At 61.5% G+C, this 13929-nt stretch carries 14 protein-coding genes; 9 read left to right on the forward strand and 5 right to left on the reverse strand.

Translation table 11 applies throughout. From position 1 onward, the window contains the following. Positions 1 to 235 precede the first annotated feature (235 nt). The 3 genes from QNJ43_RS17215 (at position 236) to QNJ43_RS17225 (ending at position 2909) form a co-directional block, all read left to right on the forward strand. On the forward strand, positions 236 to 1441 hold the full coding sequence (locus QNJ43_RS17215) for a porin (RefSeq protein ID WP_300471802.1): 1206 nt from the start codon (positions 236 to 238) through the stop codon (positions 1439 to 1441). 262 nt (positions 1442 to 1703) lie between these two features. Beyond that, the gene (locus tag QNJ43_RS17220) at positions 1704 to 2063 is read left to right on the forward strand and encodes a porin (protein WP_300471803.1); all 360 of its coding nucleotides are present in this window, start codon (positions 1704 to 1706) and stop codon (positions 2061 to 2063) included. Positions 2064 to 2291: 228 nt separating this feature from the next. Then, on the forward strand, positions 2292 to 2909 hold the full coding sequence (locus tag QNJ43_RS17225; RefSeq protein WP_300471804.1) for a porin: 618 nt from the start codon (positions 2292 to 2294) through the stop codon (positions 2907 to 2909). Positions 2910 to 3120: 211 nt separating this feature from the next. Here QNJ43_RS17225 and QNJ43_RS17230 read toward each other — a convergent pair whose 3' ends face one another. Further along, complete coding sequence (locus QNJ43_RS17230) at positions 3121 to 4830, reverse strand: lytic transglycosylase domain-containing protein (protein WP_300471805.1); 1710 nt, start codon at positions 4828 to 4830, stop codon at positions 3121 to 3123. Positions 4831 to 5324: 494 nt separating this feature from the next. Between QNJ43_RS17230 and QNJ43_RS17235 the strand changes: the two genes are divergently transcribed. The 4 genes from QNJ43_RS17235 to QNJ43_RS17250 all read left to right on the forward strand — a co-directional run bounded on the left by QNJ43_RS17235 (position 5325) and on the right by QNJ43_RS17250 (position 7323). Further along, complete coding sequence (locus tag QNJ43_RS17235) at positions 5325 to 5606, forward strand: hypothetical protein (protein WP_300471806.1); 282 nt, start codon at positions 5325 to 5327, stop codon at positions 5604 to 5606. A gap of 11 nt (positions 5607 to 5617) precedes the next feature. Next, entirely contained in the window at positions 5618 to 6499 is an 882-nt protein-coding gene (gene dapA / locus QNJ43_RS17240; protein ID WP_300471807.1) for a 4-hydroxy-tetrahydrodipicolinate synthase, read from the forward strand. 112 nt (positions 6500 to 6611) lie between these two features. Continuing rightward, positions 6612 to 7091, forward strand: coding sequence for an SsrA-binding protein SmpB (gene smpB / locus QNJ43_RS17245; protein WP_300471808.1), 480 nt, complete (start codon positions 6612 to 6614; stop codon positions 7089 to 7091). A gap of 4 nt (positions 7092 to 7095) precedes the next feature. Next, a complete protein-coding gene (locus QNJ43_RS17250; RefSeq protein WP_300471809.1) occupies positions 7096 to 7323 on the forward strand; it encodes a hypothetical protein in 228 nt (75 codons plus the stop codon). Between the two features lie 62 nt (positions 7324 to 7385). On the opposite strand, the gene parC is transcribed toward QNJ43_RS17250, so the two are convergent. From parC to QNJ43_RS17265, 3 genes are all read right to left on the reverse strand, one after another. Continuing rightward, entirely contained in the window at positions 7386 to 9665 is a 2280-nt protein-coding gene (gene parC, locus QNJ43_RS17255; RefSeq protein ID WP_300471810.1) for a DNA topoisomerase IV subunit A, read from the reverse strand. Positions 9666 to 9894: 229 nt separating this feature from the next. Then, positions 9895 to 10635, reverse strand: coding sequence for a DNA repair protein RecO (gene recO, locus QNJ43_RS17260; protein ID WP_300471811.1), 741 nt, complete (start codon positions 10633 to 10635; stop codon positions 9895 to 9897). A 433-nt stretch (positions 10636 to 11068) separates the two neighbouring features. Beyond that, positions 11069 to 11509 (reverse strand): hypothetical protein, encoded by a 441-nt coding sequence (locus QNJ43_RS17265; protein WP_300471812.1) that lies wholly within the window; start codon positions 11507 to 11509, stop codon positions 11069 to 11071. Between the two features lie 361 nt (positions 11510 to 11870). On the opposite strand from QNJ43_RS17265, the gene QNJ43_RS17270 reads away from it, so the two are divergent. Next, positions 11871 to 12728 (forward strand): HAMP domain-containing methyl-accepting chemotaxis protein, encoded by an 858-nt coding sequence (locus QNJ43_RS17270; RefSeq protein ID WP_300471813.1) that lies wholly within the window; start codon positions 11871 to 11873, stop codon positions 12726 to 12728. A gap of 128 nt (positions 12729 to 12856) precedes the next feature. After that, positions 12857 to 12988: a hypothetical protein gene (locus QNJ43_RS17275; RefSeq protein ID WP_300471814.1), complete on the forward strand. Its 132-nt coding sequence runs from the start codon at positions 12857 to 12859 to the stop codon at positions 12986 to 12988. Positions 12989 to 13000: 12 nt separating this feature from the next. Here QNJ43_RS17275 and era read toward each other — a convergent pair whose 3' ends face one another. Then, positions 13001 to 13927, reverse strand: coding sequence for a GTPase Era (gene era / locus QNJ43_RS17280; RefSeq protein WP_300471903.1), 927 nt, complete (start codon positions 13925 to 13927; stop codon positions 13001 to 13003). Positions 13928 to 13929: the final 2 nt, after the last annotated feature.

The following is a 13929-nucleotide window of genomic DNA, read 5'->3' on the forward strand; positions in this document are numbered from 1 at the left end:
AAAGCGGCGCTGTTTGGTGTCCTCGCGTTTTTTGTTGGTTGAACCGTAGATCTATCCGGATATGGTGATTTTGCGAACGGCGGGAACGTCGTACCTCAGCGTCTTTGGCGTGCGGACTCAGTAGAAGCTGACGTAGCATTTCGATAAAGATGCAAATCGCGGGGAAATGGAAGCGGTCATGAAATGGGTAGGGCCCAAGACCTCTTCCGTGTAATTTTGATTTGGAGGTCAGGAAATGACTATGAAGACCCTCATCCTCGGCGCTGCGGCGAGCACGATCGTCGTTGCCGGCGCTCAGGCTGCGGACCTGCCGGTTGCTCCGGAGCCGGTTGATTGCGTCCGTATCTGCGACGCTTACGGCGCTGGTTACTTCTACATCCCGGGCACCGAGACGTGCCTGCGCATTGGCGGCGGCATGCGTGTCGAGTTCCGCTTCCGTGACTTCGCTGACGACGGCAACACGGAGTGGGGCACCCGCGACGGTAATGGCACGACGGCCCGCGCCCGCGCCTACATGAAATTCGACTCCCGCACCCAGACCGAGTACGGCCTGCTGCGCACCTACGTCGACCTGTGGTTCACCGGTGATTCCGGCGGCGATCTGTCTCCGACCGTGACGCTGTGGGATGGCTTCATCCAGTTCGGTGGCTTCACCTTCGGTCGTGCCGAGTCGTTCTTCGACTTCTACACCGGCGACAACTGGGGCTCGCTGATCCAGCAGGGCTTCTCCGGTCACGGCACCAATATGTTCGCTTACACCTACGGCTTCGGCAACGGCTTCTCGGCCTCGCTGTCCATGGAAGATGCGACCTTCGTGCGTGGCGGCATCATGAACACCGCCCTGACGCCTCTTACGACCACCGACCTTTACGGCGGTCACAAGTGGTGGCCTGACTTCGTCGCCAATCTGCGCGTTGATCAGGGTTGGGGTTCCGCTCAGGTCATGGGTGCTGTGCACCAGGTCTGGGGTGGCGATGCTCTCCTCGAGTCTGAACTCGGCTGGGCGATCGGCGCTGGCGTGACCTTCAATGCGCCGATGCTGGCTCCGGGTGACACCGTCAGCTTCCAGGGTGCTTATGCCGATGGTGCCGTGCGCTACGTGCATGAAGCCGCTGGCCTGCCGGATGCCATGGAAACCGTCGTTGGTACGGACTTCGAGACGACGACCGGTTGGGGCATTGGCGGTGGTATCACCCACCACTGGACGCCGACCCTGTCGTCTGCTCTGACGGCCAACTACGCGTCCTTCGAGAATGACCGCGGCGCTCTGGCTGATGTCGATCTCGACCAGTGGGGCGTTCAGGGTAGCCTGGTCTGGTCGCCGATCTCTGGCTTCCTGATGGGTGTCGAACTCGAATACGAGAGCCAGGATCTTGCGGTTGGTGGCGTGTCTACCGACGACGATCTGGTCAGCATATTCCGCGTCCAGCGCACGTTCTAATCTGATCTCATAAGATTGGATTGAGAGCCTGGCGGAGAAATCCGCCGGGCTTTTTTTTGTTTTTACGCGCCTGTGATGTGGGATCTGCACTTTTGCCAACGGTGATTGTATCTAGATGGCAACAGACGTTTCAAAAGGGAAGCAAACGCTCTGTTTCGGAGCTTTGGAGAATTGCGGAGGCGGCGGAATACGCAGACCGTTGCGAAAAGTTGGGCGAACATACTGAAGCCCGCTGGAATCAGCCATTCAGGATTCGGAACCAATGACGAAGAAGGTTCTCTTGCTCGCCGCCACGGCTGGCTTCGTGACAATTTCCGGCGCTCAGGCCGCAAACCTGCCGGTCGCTCCGGAACCGGTTGATTACGTCCGTGTCTGCGACGCTTACGGCGCCGGCTACTTCTACATTCGGGGCACCGAGACGTGCCTGCGTATTGGCGATGGCATGCGTGTCAAGTTCCGTTTCCGCGACTTTGCTGACGACGGCAACGCGACCGCGGATTGGGGCAGCCGTGATGCCGACGGCACCTCTATCCGTGCACGTGCTTACGTCCGCTTTGACTCCCGCACCCAGACCGAATACGGCGCTGCTGCGCACCTACGTCGACCTGTGGTTCACCGGTGATCCCGGCGGTTAGCTGTCCCCGACCGTGACGCTGTGGGATGGCTTCATCCAGTTCGGCGGTTTCACCTTCGGTCGTGCCGAGTCCTTCTTCGATTTCTACACCGGCGACAACTGGGGCTCGCTGATCCAGCAGGGCTTCTCCGATCATCGCACCAATCTGTTCGCCTACACCTACGGTTTCGGCAACGGCTTCTCGGCCTCACTGTCGGTGGAGAGGACGCGACCTTCGTGCGCAACACGAATCTTCACGGCTCGGGTGCTACGGCGACCGTGGACTTTTACGGCGGTCACAAGTTGCCGGATCTGGTTGCCAAACTGCGTGTTGACCAGGGATGGGGATCCGCTCAGCTCATGGGCACGCTGCACCAGAACTACGGCAATTCCTCCATCCCGGATTCGGAGATTGGGTGGGACGTCGGTGCCGGAGTGACCTTCAATGCTCCGATGCTGGCTCCCGGTGATACCGTTTCGTTCCAGGTGGCCTATTCGAAAGGCGCAATGCGTTATGTCCATGAAAATGCCGCGCTGTCGGACATGATCCCGGCATTGTCCTCCAATGTTAATCCCTCCAATGACTGGGGCGTTGGCGGTGGTATTACCCACCATTGGACGCCGACTCTCTCCTCCGCTGTGACGGGAAATTACAGCTACATGGAAAGCGACATTCTCGGCGCGGATTTTGAAGTCAAGCAGTGGGGCGCCCAGGGTAACCTTGTGTGGTTTCCGGTTGCCGGTTTCCTGATGGGGGTCGAGCTCGAATATGAGGGGCTGAACTGGTCCTCGAATACGCCCTTTGGCAGCGAGGATAATATGGTCGACGTCTTCCACGCCCAACGCACCTTCTGATCGACAATCGGTCTGAGAAATGAAAAAGGCCCGGCGGTTTCATTTCGCTGGGCTTTTTTGTTTGTGATCATTTCGGCTTTCGAGAACGTGGGCCTTCAGGTCAGTTCGGCTTGCCGCGGGGGAGGTCTGCGGCGATGTTCAGGCCCTTGCCGTCGAGGCGGGCGCGGTAGACCTGCAGGTTCTCGGTGATCCGCTGCACGTAGTTGCGCGTCTAGGTGAAGGGGATCCGTTCCACCCAATCCACCTGATCGACCTTGCCCGAGCGCGGATCACCGAAACGATCGATCCATTCGTACACCCGGCTGCGCCCGGCATTGTAGGTGGCGAACGTCATGATGTAGGAGCCGTCGAATTCGTCGATCAGTTCCTTCAGGTGTTCCGCGCTCAGTGTGGTGTTGTAGGCCGGGTCGTTGGTCAGCGCGCTCTTGGAGTACCGCATGCCGATCTTGCGCGCCGTCGCCTTGGCTGTGCCGGGCATGAGTTGCAGAAGTCCCAGCGCGCCCGCACTGCTTTTGGTTTGCGGGTTGAAGGTGCTTTCCTGGCGTGCGATGGCATAGACAACCGGCTTCTCGACCCCCGAAATACGGGCCTTCTTCGGAATGGCTGCCGTCGGGAAGGCGAGGGCGGCGGCATCGTTGTTTCGTCCGGCCGCCAGCTTGCCGACCATCAGCGCCAACTGGTGCGTGCCGTGCTCTTCGGCGAGATCCGCCAGCAGCGCCACCTGGCCCGCATTGGGCAGAGTCAGCGCGAGAGTGCGGAAGAGCAGGGTGATCTCGTCGAACTGACCGGCCTTCTCCATTCGCCGGATCGCATGCACCAGTTCATTGCGATTGAACGCCAGCCTGTCGACCGTCGTCGGCTTGGGCGGCTGAGGCATGGCCTCCTGGGCCATGCCGAGCCGTGCACGGGCGAGTTGGTCGTAATAGGTCATGCCGTAAACGGCCGCGAGACCGTAGGCCTTCCTGGCATCCGTCTTCTTGCCCTGCACCTCGAGCGCGCGGCCGATCCAGTATTGCGCACGCGAGATGGTGATCGGCGTGGTGTCGATGCGCGCGATATTGCAGAAATGCGGTTCGGCGCGGCGGGCGTCGTCCAGGAAACGCAGCGCGTACCAGCCTGCATGGAACTCGGTCTCCGCATATTTGGCCGGCGAAACTGCGCTGTGATTGGCGGCGATCGCGTAAGCCGCCCGTGGGTCGCCCAGATCGAGCGCGATGCGCGAGTCCAGACGGCGTTCGATCCACCATTCATCTGGATTGACCAGCCGGTCCGGCTTGGTCGATGCCTTCAGCATCAGATTGACGGCCCCGCGGCGGTCATTTGCCCGGCGCAGCATCTGAATGCGTGCGAAGGTGTAGCCCGCACGGGCCTTTTGCGAGCGCGGCACCACATCCATCAGCCGCCGCTGGTTCTTGTCGCGGCGGATGACGGTAACGCGCGCCTTCTTTACATAGGCCTGGGTCGCGGAGTTCAGCTTCTTGGAAAGCTCCAGCGCGTCGTTCGTGTGCTCCTTGTAGAGCAGCATCTCCACCCGTCGGTCATGGTTGGAGGTGCGCAGAAGTTGACCGAAATCCCTGAGGATCAGCCGCTCAGACCCCTCATCGAAAGTGTCCGTGTGCCAGACCTTGCGGATGATGTTCGCCGCTTCGCTGGTTCTGCCCGTATCCATCAGCGCGCGGGCATAGGCGACCTTGCCCGTCAGCGTGATCGGCCCGGCGCTGCGATAGGCGGCGAGGACGGCGGAATCTTCCGGCTTATCGCGCGAGAAGGCGACTTCCGCGCGCCGCCGCATCAGCTTGGCATTCGGCCAGTGCGGCGCTTCGCGGGTAAACTCCGTGATGAAGGCGGACGGAATGACGGGATCGCCGGAAACGATGATCCGCCGGTCGAGCGAAGGCTGCATGCGGTTGCGGATCGCCATTGCGGCAGCGACGTCGCCCTTGTCGATGGCCCCTCAAGCGCGCTTTTCAGGCTCGCGACCAGTCCCGCGCTGTCGGGGGCGGACAGGCCGACGGCCTCGGCTGCGTCCTCGTCGTCGGAATAAAGCGGCGAGCGGGTTGGCGTCGGAACCGAATAGGCGGCGCTCGGCGTGGGATCGGCATAGGCGGATCGCTCGGGCCGAAGTGGGCTTGGGCCGGGCATGGGCGCGCTGCCGGTCACCATCTGGGTGATGGCTTCGCTTGCGGTCTAGGGGCTGGAGCCGGAACGGTATTGGTCTGCGGCTTGGCGCGGGGCAGGGCGGACACCGCCTCGAAGGCAAGGGCGGACTGAGTCCCCGGTAAGATTGCCAGCGAGGTGGAGATTGCTGCGAGCAGCAGGCCTCGCGCGCGCATTTGCATCCGGTTCGGCATCGCACCCGGTCGCTCAACGGCCGGGCGAACCTCTGCCGTTGTTGAAACGATCGTCGCGCGTGTCATGGAAGTTGCCATTCATGCATCCCGCAATCGGCGTAAATCATTGGAAATCGGGCCGGACTGCCGCAATATTCGCCAGACCTGCGACGCTCCGATGCTATCGCGAGAGCAATTAACGGGGCGTTTACCAATCCTGCCGTCGTTGCGGCTTTTGTGTGGCCGAAGCGAGGTGGCGAAAAGCCTCTGTACGCACTTGAAACCTCGGCTTGCCGAGGCTCCCGCGGACGACTATTGTCCGGCGCTATTCAACCGCGTGAACGCGGCAGGAAAACGGCAGAATTAGAGGAAGCCAAGATGTTCAAGGGATCTATTACCGCACTCGTTACACCGTTCCTGAATGGTTCGGTCGACGAGAAAGGGTTTCAGGATTTCGTGGACTGGCAGATAAAAGAAGGCTCCCATGGGCTTGTACCGGTGGGAACCACCGGCGAATCCCCGACCTTGAGCCACGATGAGCACAAGCGCGTCGTGAGGCTCTGCGTGGAAGCCGCCGCAGGCCGTGTTCCGGTTATTGCGGGCGCAGGTTCCAACAACACCGCGGAAGCGATCGAGCTGGCGCGGTCGGCCGAAGCTTCGGGCGCGGACGCGGTTCTGGTCGTAACCCCTTATTACAACAAGCCGAACCAGGAAGGGCTCTACCAGCATTTCAAGGTGGTGAACGACGCCATCTCCATTCCGATCATCATCTACAACATCCCGACTCGCTCGGTGATCGACATGAAGACAGAGACGATGGCGCGGCTGTTCAAGGACTGCAAGAACATCGACGGCGTGAAGGACGCCACGGCGAACATCACGCGGGTCTGCGAACAGCGTGAGGTGATGGGGCCGGAGTTCAACCAGTTGTCGGGCGAAGATGCGACGGCGCTGGGCTTCATGGCACATGGTGGCCACGGCTGCATTTCGGTGACCGCCAACGTGGCGCCGAAGTTGTGTGCAGAATTCCAGCAGGCGTGCCTGTCGGGCGATTTCGCCAAGGCGCTGGTGGAGTATCAGGACCGTCTGGTTCCGCTTCACCGCGTGATGTTCCTTGAACCGAACCCGGGCGGGGCCAAATATGCCCTGTCGCTGCTCGGCAAGATGGAGAACCGGTTGCGCCTGCCGCTGGTGCCCGTGTCCGAGCCGACCCAGGCAAAGATCCGCGATGCGATGGTGCATGCGGGTCTGATCAACTGAGACCAGGCGTAAGCCCCAGCGCTTTGCGCCGTCTCGGCAGATATTGCGAACCGAATCTGAGGCCGGGCGGTCAACCAACGTCTGGCCCTTCTGTCAGGAAGGGCTGATCCAAATGGCTAAGAAGCCGCACGAGCAGACGAACCGCAAGGTCGTCGCCGACAACCGGAAGGCCCGGTTCAACTACGAGATCATCGACACCGTTGAAGCGGGGCTGGAACTGACCGGTACCGAGGTCAAGTCGCTGCGCGCCGGCAAGAGCATGATCGCGGAATCCTACGCCACCGAGCAGGGCGGCGAGATCTATCTGATCAACAGCTTCATTCCCGAATACCTGCAGGGCAACCGCTTCAACCACGAGCCCAAGCGCCCGCGCCGACTTCTTCTGCACAAGAAGGAGATCAGCAAGCTGCTCGGCGCCGTCCAGAAGGACGGTATGACACTTGTGCCGCTGAAGCTCTATTTCAACGATCGCGGGTGGGCGAAGTTGGAACTGGCGGTCGCGCGCGGCAAGAAGCTGCACGACAAGCGCGAGACGGAAAAGAAACGCGACTGGGAGCGCGAAAAGGGCCGCCTCCTGCGCGAGAAGGGCTGACGCCGTGCCGACGGTCGCCGACATTCGCGCGGAAGGCGTACGGCTCACCATCTGTTGCCCGAACTGCGCGCGGTTGCGTTATCTCAACATCGACCGGCTGGATCAGTCCGCGACTCTGGAAGAGGTGGCCGCGGGCCTGAAATGCACGCGGTGCCTGGAGCCGGATATCGAGGTGCGGATCATGCGGTGCGACCCCGAGACGGGCTTCTGGCCTGCGGAGAGTGCGCGCTAGGCGAGGGGGAGGAAGGCACGTGCTGTGTGCCTGCGTGCTTTGCCCCAACCAATCCCTTCCGACTACCCAAGCCCGTTCGAACCGAACTTGTTCGAGCGTGGGAAGCCCGTCGGCGGCAGGCGGCCGGCCTGGGCGCGGTCACCGCACCAGTCGGAGAGTTCTTCCAGCGTGCGGGTGAAGCTGTGGCCGGCCGAGTTGATCCAGGTCAGCCCCTCTTCTGCCTTGAACACCACCGCGTCCGAAATGCCGCCGTCGCAATAGCGCTGCAGACGCACGCCGCGCCCGCGTGTCATCTCGCCGACCTGTTCCAGCGGGAACACCAGAAGCTTGCGGTTCGTGCCGATCACCGCGATGCGGTCGCCGTCGGCGGGAACGCAGAGCTTCGCTTCCGCATCGGCGGAAACGTTCAGCACCTGCTTGCCCTTGCGCGTATTGGCGACGATGTCGTCCTCGCTGACGACGAAGCCGCGCGCATCGGTGGCCGCCACCAGCAGCTTGCGGCCCGGCTTGTGCACGAAGACGGCGACGATGTCCTGATCCTGATCCATGTCGACCATCAGACGGATCGGCTCGCCCTGACTGCGCCCGCCCGGCAGCTTGTCCGGCGTCAGAGTGAAGAAGCGCCCACCGGTGGAGAAGACCAGCAGCTTGTCCGTCATCTCCGCCGGGAAGGCAAAGGCGAGGCCGTCGCCCTGCTTGAACGACAGGCCGGAGGTGTCCTGGATGTGGCCCTTCATGACCCGGATCCAGCCCTTCTGGGAGACGACAACCGTGATCGGTTCGCGCTCGATCATGGTGTTGTGGATCCCCTCAAGGTCGATGTCTTCTGCCTCGCCGAACTGCGTGCGACGCTTGCCCATCTCCGTCTCCGGGCCGTAGCTCTTGCGCACGGTGCGGATTTCGGAGGAGATCGTCTTCCACTGCAGGTCGTCTGAGGCGAGCAGCGCGTTCAGCTCGTCGCGCTCGGCCGCCAGCTTGTCGTGCTCGCCGCTGATCTCCATCTCTTCCAGCTTGCGCAACGACCGCAGCCGCATGTTGAGGATCGCCTCGGCCTGGATTTCCGACAGGCTGAAGGTCTTCATCAATTCGCGCTTGGGCTCATCCTCGTGGCGGATGATGCGGATCATCTCATCGAGGTTGAGATAGGCGATCAGGTAGCCGTCGAGCACTTCCAGTCGGTGCTCGATCTTGTCCAGCCGGTGCTGCGAACGGCGGATGAGCACTTCCTTGCGGTGCTCCAGCCATTGCGAGAGCACGTTCCGGAGGCCGAGAACGTTCGGCACCTGGCCGCGCGACAGCACGTTCATGTTGAGCGGGAACCGGCTTTCCAGATCCGTCAGCTTGAACAGCGAGGCCATCAGCAGGTGCTCGTCCACATTGCGCGAGCGCGGCTCAAGCACAATGCGGATGTCTTCGGCGGACTCGTCGCGGATATCGGCCAGAAATGGCAGCTTGCGGGCCATCAGAAGCTCGGTGATCTTCTCGATCAGCTTCGACTTCTGCACCTGATAGGGGATCTCGGTGATCACCACCACCCAGGTGCCGCGCCCGGTTTCTTCCTTTTCCCACTTGGCTTGCACGCGGAACCCACCGCGCCCGGTCTTGTAGGCTTCAAGGATGGAGGTCGGATACTCCACCAGCACACCGCCGGTCGGGAAATCGGGGCCCTTGGTGAATTCCACCAGCTTTTCAGTCGGCGCGTTGGGATGCTTGATCAGATGAAGCGCGGCGTCGCAGATCTCTGCCACGTTGTGCGAGGGGATCGACGTCGCCATGCCAACCGCGATGCCGGCGGAACCGTTCGCCAGCAGGTTCGGGAACCCGCCGGGCAACACCACCGGTTCCTGGTCGAGCCCGTCATAGGTCTCGCGGAAGTCGATCGCGTCCTCGTCGATGCCGTCGAGCAGCAGGCGGGCGGTCTCGGTGAGGCGGGCCTCGGTGTAACGCATGGCGGCGGCGCTATCGCCGTCGATATTGCCGAAATTGCCCTGGCCCTCGGCCAGCGGATAGCGCTGCGAGAATTCCTGGGCGAGACGCACGAGGGCGTCATAGATCGCGCTGTCGCCGTGCGGGTGATATTTACCCATGACGTCGCCGACGATGCGCGCGCACTTCTTGAAGCCCTGACCGGGATCGAGCTTGAGCAACCGCATGGCATAGAGCAGGCGGCGATGGACCGGCTTCATGCCATCGCGCACGTCGGGTAGCGCGCGGTGCATGATGGTCGACAGCGCATAGGCGAGATAGCGCTCTTCCAGCGCCTCGCGAAAATCGATCTGCTCGATGCCGTCCGGCCCTTCAGGACCCCCGGCGCCTCCTGGCGGAATCAGCTTGTTTCCCATGTGTTTTGGGTATCGCGCGGGCGCGAATCGCGCAAGGCGGGAAAGCGCGGAATTGGCAGGATTGCGAGGAAAACAGGGGGCTGAGGGAGCGTTTCTTCGCCGCCTTGAGGCCGTACCTCTCCTTCACCTCTCCCATTGGGAGAGGTGAAGGAGAGGGGAGGAGATATCGCCGTACCCTTGAGAGCTCGGCGTCCCGCTCCAAAGCCGAAGGGTAAAGGCTCTTGGCCGCCTATGCCAATGCCCGCTGCATCGTCGTGACGAATGCCTCGTGCGCCGTCGGCCACGGTAGTTCGCGCGGGCCATAGATGCGGCGGTCGAGGAAAAAGCCCGTCAGGCGGAAGGCGTCGGTCAGTTCCTGCAAGGTCGCACTCGCGGTCTCGTTGGTGCCTTCCAGCCGGTGCAGGAAGGCGGGCAGCGGCAACAGCCTGGTCGCATAGGACGCGCCCGCTTCGCGGCTGACCGCGCGGCCCGATTTCGGCGAAACCCAGATGAGATCGTGTGTCACGCCCGTCGCCGCACAGTGCGAAAGATCGAGCCCGACGCCCAGTTCGTTCAGCATCTCAAGCTCGAAGCGCACCAGCAGGGCGGCGGCAAGGCCGGCATTGTCCATGTGGTCGAGCACGACCTGCAGCGCGTTGTAGAGCCTGGGATTGGGATCTCGTTCGGGGAGCAGGCGTAAGAGCGCGGCGAGCGTCTGGACGCCATGAATGCCGATTGGGGTTTCCATCAGGGCGGCGGCGCGGAATTCCAGCCCCTCGACATGAAAATTGCCGAGATGCCCGTCGAGGCGCGCGCGCCAGGTGAGGCGGACGGAATTTCCTGGTTGTAGGGTCGGCTGCATCTTGCGCGAACGCCCGCCGCGCACCAGCCCCAGATGCCGACCGCGCGTTGCCGTCATCGCCTCCAGTATGACGGAGGATTCTCCGTGTTTTTGGGTGCCAAGGACAATGGCGTCGTCGCTCCATTCCATGACGCGAGATTAGACGATTTCGATCGGCAAATGGGAACATTGAAGCCGGGGCGAACCAATGTTCGCGTCCCGATGCACGTCGTTGTTCGCGGAGGTTCGTCGCTAGGCAATTTAAATAAAATCTCGACTGGTGATTAGTATAGATTGAATAAAATAGATGTTAATTTGATATTTTTATATCTAAGATATTGTTATTAATTACTGATAATAATGATAAAATTCGTATATATTATAAAATCATATGGAATTCACATAATATTAAGGCGCCATCTTGTTTCTGGATGTTAGGATCTATGTTGCGCGGGTGGGAAAGATATATCTCAAGAAATTCGCTTATCTTTTGATTGGTGCCATGATTTCCGGTGCGGTGATATCCAGTGCGGATCGAATTGTGGAGATAGAGCGGGACTGGATCGCCTACTCCGACCGCAAGTCACAGCGTTACGAAGGATTGGAATATCTCACCGCCGCGCTGGGCTATGGCGGGATGATCCATCAGTTCAAGAATTACGTGTTGCGCGGCGATGCCGGACGCATCTCGCGTGTCCGCGCCGCGATCGGCGGTGCGGATATGGCGCTTCAGGTGTATTCCGCCGCCGATCTGACGAGCGCGGAAACGTCGGCCGTATTCGACATTCGCGGTGTCATCGAGGCTTACGGAGAGGCCTTGAATGTCGCCATCGAAAAGGTCGGCGAGGGTCTGTCGCCTGAGGAAATCGATGCTGAGGTTAAGGTCGATGACGGTCCGGCGCTGAAGGGGATCGAGACGCTCTTTGCCGCGCTCGGGGCGCACCGGGCGGGGGCGTCCGGACAATTGAAGGGCGATCTGCTCTTCGCCATGCGTCGGTATATGGGCTATGGCGGCATGATCCATCAGTTCAAGAACTATGTCTTGCGCAAGGATGCGGGCAGGCTCGACAAGATCCGCGCTGCAGGCGAAGGCGCCTTGGAGGACATCAAGTGGTACCGTGCATTGCCGAATTCAAGCGGGGAGGAGGCAGCTCTCTCTGAGATCGAAAACGTTGTGACGGCCTATCTGTCGGCAAGCGATACCGTGCAGGCGATGGCGGGGGACGGCAAGACGACGCGAGAAATCGATCAGGTCGTGAAAATCAACGACGGACCGGCCGTCAAGGGACTGGCCGACCTGGAGCAGCAGTTGACTCTCAATGCGGATGCCGCCCGCGACGAGCTGATCGGGAGCATTCGTACCGTCTTCGGAGCAGCCCCCCTATGTGGTCGGCTTTGTCGTCATCTCGCTGGTCATCGTGGCGGTTCTCATCGGATATATGCTTTTCGGCCGAATCCTGTCGCCCATGTCCCATATGTCGGAGGTCATGAACCGTCTTGCGGAAGGGCATGCGGAGGTCGACATCTGTTGTCTCGAGCGCCGCGACGAACTGGGCGACATGGCGCGCACCGTCGAGGTGTTCCGCGGAAATCTCGTCAAGAACCGCGAGTTGGAACAGGAAAATCGCAACACTTCGGTATTGGCCGAGCAACGCCGCAAGGAGGATCTGGGCCGGGTGCTGGACGACTTCCAGCACACTGTCGGCACGATTGTGGAGGGCGTTTTCAACGCCGCCGAAACCCTGTCTCGCAACGCCAACGGCATGTCGGATGTCGCGGATCGAACCAACGGTGAAATGTCGTCGGTCTCCGACTCGGCTCAGGAAGCGAGCGAGAACGTTCACGCGGTTGCAGCGGCCGCGGAAGAACTGGCGGCGAGCATCAACGAAGTCGCCGAACAGATTTCCAACACGTCGGAGCTGACCATATCCACCGCGAGCGAAGTTGGCAGGACAACGGATTCCGTGCGCCAGCTGGGGAACATGGTTTCCAAGGTCGCCGAGGTCACCAACCTCATTCAGGACATTGCGGAGCAGACGAACCTGCTGGCACTGAATGCGACCATCGAGGCGGCGCGGGCCGGTGACGCCGGACGGGGCTTTGCGGTGGTCGCGTCAGAAGTCAAGGATCTCGCGACGCAGACCTCCAAGGCGACCGAGGAGATCAAGAGCCAGGTGGAGGAAATTCAGAACGCGTCGTCGAAGTCCGTGGGCGCGGTGGAGCACATGGCCACGATGGTGTAGAAGATCTCCGAAAGCGCGAGCGTGATCGCGGAGGCTGCAACCGAGCAGGGGGCTGCGACCGGCGAGATCGCACAGAACGCGTCAAGGGCATCGACGGCACGCTGCGGGTCAGCAAGGGCGTCGCCGGCGTGTCCTCCGCCACGCGTGAAACGGGTACGGTGAGTTCGGAGGTCGCCAGTGCCGCCACCGAACTCAACGCTCAGGCGACGGAACTACGTGATCAGATTTCGGCATTCGTCTCCCGCGTCAGGGCCGCCTGAGCGAAAAGCCTTCTAGCGCGGGAACTCCAGCCCCATCTCGCGGTAGCGCTCGGGGTCGTTGCCCCAGTTCTCGCGCACCTTCACGAACAGGAACAGGTGCACCGGGCGTTCCACCATCGTGGCGAGGTCCTGGCGCGCGGCTTGGGAGATCGCCTTGATCGTCTGTCCGCCCTTGCCAAGCACGATCTTCTTCTGGCTGTCGCGCTCCACGTAGACCGTCTGTTCCACGCGCGCCGAACCGTCCTTCAGCTCCTTCCACTGGGTCGTCTCGACCGTGGAGGCGTAGGGAAGCTCCTGGTGCAGGCGCAGGAACAGTTTTTCGCGGGTGATTTCGGCCGCGATCATGCGCAGCGGCAGATCGGAGATCTGGTCTTCCGGATAGAGCCACGGGCCCTTCGGTAACTTTTCCGCGAAATAGTCCAACAGATCGTCCGCCCCGTCGCCGTTGAGCGCGGAGATCATGAAGGTTTGATCGAACCCGACCTCCGCATTGGCGCGGCTCGCCAAGGTCAGCAGGTCCTCGCGCTTGGTGACGTCGATCTTGTTGAGGATCAGCACCTTCGGTCGCTTGAGCTCCGCCAACCGCTTGAGGATCGGAGCGATCTTGTCGTCGATGTCCTTGCGCGCGTCGATCAGCAGGGCAACGATATCGGCCCCTTCCGCACCCGACCACGCCGTATCGACCATCGCCCGGTCGAGCCGGCGCTTGGGCGCGAAAATGCCGGGCGTGTCCACGAACACGATCTGCGCCGTGTCGTGGATCGCAACGCCGCGCATGATGGCCCGCGTCGTCTGCACCTTGTGGGTGACGATGGAGAGCTTCGCCCCGACCAGACGGTTTAAAAGCGTCGACTTGCCCGCATTCGGCGCCCCGATCAGCGCGACGAACCCGGCGCGGGTCTCCTCGGGAGCTCCGCTTTCGGCGGTCTCGGATGCCACGG

The organism is Breoghania sp. (assembly GCF_030066895.1).
Taxonomy (GTDB): Bacteria; Pseudomonadota; Alphaproteobacteria; order Rhizobiales; family Stappiaceae; genus Breoghania.